This is a genomic window from Xanthobacter autotrophicus (assembly GCF_030015065.1).
GTDB lineage: Bacteria > Pseudomonadota > Alphaproteobacteria > Rhizobiales > Xanthobacteraceae > Xanthobacter > Xanthobacter autotrophicus_D.
On the sequence record NZ_JAIVFN010000372.1, the window covers coordinates 1 to 468 of the forward strand.

1 protein-coding gene is annotated in these 468 nt (G+C 70.9%); it reads left to right on the forward strand.

Annotated features, from left to right (window positions below; all coding sequences use genetic code 11):
• Positions 1-468 (forward strand): tripartite tricarboxylate transporter substrate-binding protein (locus K9U40_RS23580; RefSeq protein ID WP_282892488.1); only part of this gene is annotated, 468 nt, incomplete at both ends.

Consider the following 468-nt stretch of genomic DNA (forward strand, 5'->3'; position numbering starts at 1 on the left):
GCGCTGGCCCAGGGCGGCAAGACGCTGCGCATCCTCGTGGGCTTTCCGCCCGGCGGGGGCTCCGACGCGATCGCGCGCCTGCTGGCCGACAGGCTCAAGGACGTGCTCGGCGTGCCGGTCGTGGTGGAGAACCGGCCCGGCGCGGGCGGGCAGATCGCCGCGCAGGTGCTCAAGACCTCGGTGCCCGACGGCAATACGCTGTTCTTCACGCACGACCACACGATCTCGATCCTGCCGCAGGTGGTGAAGCATCCGGGCTTCGATCCGGCGCAGGATTTCATCGGCGTGGGCGGCGTGGCCACCTTCGTGAACGCGTTCGCCGTCTCCGGCGGCACGCCGGCCCGCAGCTTCGGCGACTACGTCGCCTGGGTGAAGGCGCAGGGCGGCAAGAGCGCGGTGGGGATTCCCGCGCCGGCCTCCACGCCCGAATTCCTCGTGAAGCTGGTCGGTGAGCGCTTCAAGCTCGAC